Source organism: Pseudomonas sp. NPDC087803, assembly GCF_044742995.1.
Lineage (GTDB): Bacteria > Pseudomonadota > Gammaproteobacteria > Pseudomonadales > Pseudomonadaceae > Aquipseudomonas.
The window spans coordinates 1-3,743 of record NZ_JBIUVO010000127.1; the positions used below are offsets into that span (position 1 = coordinate 1).

At 60.4% G+C, this 3,743-nt stretch carries 4 protein-coding genes and 1 pseudogene; 3 read left to right on the forward strand and 2 right to left on the reverse strand.

From position 1 onward, the window contains the following. A pseudogene (locus ACIOUG_RS26720) lies at positions 1 to 507 on the forward strand (exodeoxyribonuclease III); the annotation flags it as partial. Positions 508 to 685: 178 nt separating this feature from the next. Here ACIOUG_RS26720 and ACIOUG_RS26725 read toward each other — a convergent pair. Together ACIOUG_RS26725 and rph are read right to left on the reverse strand one after the other, a co-directional pair. After that, positions 686 to 1,054, reverse strand: coding sequence for a DUF4870 domain-containing protein (locus ACIOUG_RS26725; protein ID WP_401070140.1), 369 nt, complete (start codon positions 1,052 to 1,054; stop codon positions 686 to 688). Positions 1,055 to 1,083: 29 nt separating this feature from the next. Continuing rightward, entirely contained in the window at positions 1,084 to 1,806 is a 723-nt protein-coding gene (gene rph, locus ACIOUG_RS26730) for a ribonuclease PH (protein ID WP_003229494.1), read from the reverse strand. Between the two features lie 270 nt (positions 1,807 to 2,076). On the opposite strand from rph, the gene ACIOUG_RS26735 reads away from it, so the two are divergent. Further along, a complete protein-coding gene (locus ACIOUG_RS26735) occupies positions 2,077 to 2,940 on the forward strand; it encodes a YicC/YloC family endoribonuclease (protein WP_401070143.1) in 864 nt (287 codons plus the stop codon). 10 nt (positions 2,941 to 2,950) lie between these two features. Continuing rightward, positions 2,951 to 3,571 (forward strand): guanylate kinase, encoded by a 621-nt coding sequence (gmk, locus tag ACIOUG_RS26740; protein WP_003229498.1) that lies wholly within the window; start codon positions 2,951 to 2,953, stop codon positions 3,569 to 3,571. Positions 3,572 to 3,743 lie beyond the last annotated feature (172 nt).

Genomic DNA, 3,743 nt, shown 5'->3' on the forward strand with positions numbered 1-3,743 from the left:
GGGCGCTACCTGCAAGAAGATTTAGACAAAGTCAGAATAGCCACCATGCAGCTTACTTAGGCGATCAAAGGCGATTAGGACTTGAACCATAAGTACAAGCTCATCGACGACTTCGGCAAGTACCTGGACAAGCAGCGGCGTAAACGTCGCGAGTACATTTATTGTGGCTCGCTGTACGTTGCGCAGCAGAAGCTCGACATCAAGAACTGGCGCGACAGCCAGCAATCCCCGGGCTTCCTGGCGCCAGAACGCGCCTGGATGGACGAGATTGTCGGCAACATGGGCTATGTCGATGCCCTGCGCGAAGTCAGCCGCGAAGGCGACCAGTACAGCTGGTGGCCGGACAACGAACAGGCCGAGATGCTCAATCTGGGCTGGCGCTTCGACTACCAGTTGCTGACCCCGGGCCTGCGCCGTTTCGTACGCAGCGCACGCCTGCCGCGTCAGCCACGGTTCTCGCAGCACGCGCCGCTGATCGTCGACTACGACTGGACGCTGACCATCTAAGCGTCGATTCGTGGATACAAAAAAGCCGACATTGCTGTCGGCTTTTTTGTGGGTAACTGCTTTCCAAATGGGGGAGCGGGCTTGCTCGCGAAGGCGTTGTGTCAGCCGCCTACTCGCTGACTGATAAACCGCGTTCGCGAGCAAGCCCGCTCCCACAAGGGGAAATCGTCGCTGGCTATTATTTGATCAGGCGCCAAGTGAACGGATAGCGGTAAGGAAACCCGTCATTGGCTTTCACTCCGGCGATAATCGTCAACACCAGTGCGCCGATCGCCAGCAGCCCCAGCAGAAAGAAGCCGATGATCAGCACCATCAACAACAGGCAGATGGCGGCGGCAATCGCCACGGTGATCTGAAAATTCAGCGCTTCCTTACCCTGAGCGTCGATAAACGGATCGGTCTCGCGCTTCATCTGCCACAGGATCAACGGCCCGATCAGATTGCCGAACGGAATCCAGATCCCCAGCAAGGCGGACAAGTGACAAAACATCGCCCATTGGCGAACCTCATGGCTCGGCCTGGGCAGTAACTCTTGCTCATCACTCATCGCGTCCTCCTTGCGGGTTACGAACCTGCTCAGTCGGCCAGTGCAGCCTTTTGCAGTTCGAAGATTTCGTTCATGCCTTTCTTGGCCAGTTCCAGCATGGCGTTCAGCTCTTCAGGCTGGAACGGCGCGCCTTCGGCGGTGCCCTGGACTTCGATGAAGCCACCGGTGCTGGTCATCACCACGTTGAGGTCGGTCTCGGCGGCGGAATCTTCAAGATAGTCCAGATCCAGCACCGGCTCGCCCTGATACATGCCGACCGATACGGCGCCGATCATTTGCTTGAGCGGGTCGCCGCCTTTCAGGCCGCCGCGCTTCTTGATCACTTTCAGTGCATCGACCAGCGCCACCATTGCGCCGGTGATGGAGGCGGTGCGAGTGCCGCCGTCAGCCTGGATCACGTCGCAGTCGACGTACAGGGTCACGTCGCCCAGCTTGGACATGTCCAGCGCAGCGCGCAGGGAACGGCCGATCAGGCGCTGGATTTCCAGGGTGCGGCCGCCCTGCTTGCCACGGCTCGCTTCACGCTGGTTACGCTCGCCGGTGGCGCGCGGCAGCATGCCGTATTCGGCAGTCAACCAGCCCTGGCCCTGGCCTTTGAGGAAGCGCGGCACGCCGTTTTCGACGCTGACGGTGCAGATGACCTTGGTATCACCGAATTCGACCAGTACGGATCCCTCGGCGTGTTTGGTGTAGTTGCGGGTAATGCGGATCGAGCGAAGCTGATCGGCAGCGCGACCACTTGGACGTTTCATAGGGAATACCTGTACTGGGGACGGAAAACTGCCGAGCATTATAGAGCGCTGCACCGCGCCTGGGCACGGGTTAAAAATTCCGACCATCGACCCAAGGCCCTGAAACACGCATAACCGACGGCCTGCAGCCCTTTGTCACACCGTGTGTTTGGGCGCATTCGCTGCACTGCGCTACAATCCTGCGCCTTTGCTGCCAGTCGGCTTAAATTCATTGATATCGAGCCTGCGGAACATCCCTTCTGCGCCGATCTGCATTGCGAGGTCACCGCCATGGTGCACAGCATGACCGCCTTCGCCCGCGTCGAGAAAGCCGGCGTCCAGGGCACCCTGAGCTGGGAGCTGCGCTCGGTCAACAGCCGCTATCTGGAACCGCACCTGCGCCTGCCGGAGTCGTTCCGCGACCTCGAAGGCGCCGTGCGTGAAGCCCTGCGTCAGGGCCTGTCGCGGGGCAAACTGGAATGCACCCTGCGCTTCACTGAAGAAAGCACCGGCAAGCCGTTGCAGGTCGACCGCGAGCGCGCCGCGCAACTGGTCGCCGCCGCCGAAACCGTTGCCGGGCTGATCAAGCACCCGGCGCCGCTGAATCCGCTGGAAGTGCTGGCCTGGCCCGGCGTGCTGGTAGCCGACGCGACGGATCCACAAGCGCTGAACGCCGATGCGCTGGCCCTGTTCAATCAAGGCCTCAAGGAACTCAAGGCCGGCCGCGAGCGCGAAGGCGCGGAGCTGGCACGCCTGATCAATGAGCGCCTGACCTCCATTGAAGAGGACGTCGTGACCTTGCGTGAACTGGTGCCGCAGATGCTCGCCACCCAGCGCCAGAAAGTCCTCGACCGCTTCACCGACATGAAGGCCGAACTGGACCCACAGCGTCTGGAGCAGGAAATGGTCATCCTCGCGCAAAAGAGCGATGTGGCCGAAGAGCTGGATCGCCTGAGCACCCACATCATCGAAGTGCGCCGGGTGCTCAAGTCCGGCGGTGCCGCCGGCCGGCGCCTCGACTTCCTGATGCAGGAGCTCAACCGCGAAGCCAACACACTGGGCTCCAAGGCCTTCGACCCGCGCAGCACCCAGGCCGCCGTCAACCTCAAGGTGTTGATCGAGCAGATGCGCGAACAAGTGCAGAATATTGAGTAAGGCAACAGACATGACCCACAGCACCGGCACCCTGTACATCATTTCCGCGCCATCGGGCGCAGGCAAGAGCAGCCTGGTCAAGGCTTTGACCGATGCCAATCCGGAGATCCGCGTCTCGATCTCCCACACCACCCGCGCCATGCGTCCGGGTGAAGTGGACGGCGTGAACTATCACTTCGTGACCCGCGAAGAGTTCGTGAAGATGGGCGAGCACGGCGACTTCCTCGAACGTGCCGAAGTCTTCGGCAACTTCTACGGCACCTCGCAAAGCCGTCTGCAGCAAACGCTCGACGAAGGTCACGACCTGATCCTGGAAATCGACTGGCAAGGCGCCGAGCAAGTGCGCAAGCTGATGCCGCAGGCACGTTCGATCTTCATCCTGCCGCCGTCGTTGCAGGCCTTGCACCAGCGCCTGACCAACCGCGGCCAGGACAGTGACGAGATCATTGACGGGCGGATGCGCGAAGCGGTCAGCGAGATGAGCCACTATGTCGAGTACGACTACCTGATCATCAACGACGATTTCGCCCATGCACTGGACGATCTCAAGGCGATTTTCCGCGCCAATCAGCTGCAACAGAAACGCCAGCAGGTACGTTTCGGCAAATTACTGGCCGAACTGCTCGGTTAATCAGCACTTCCCAAAACCGCTGCAAGCGCTTTACATTGGTGCTTGCAGCGCGTTGAAGGGTCTGGTCAAAAAATCAGCGCTTCCCTAATCGCTGGTGATTTTTTAAACTGCTCAGTCCGCTCGCCCAACCGGGCAGCGCGCATATTGCATTCGCTCCGAGGAATACCATGGC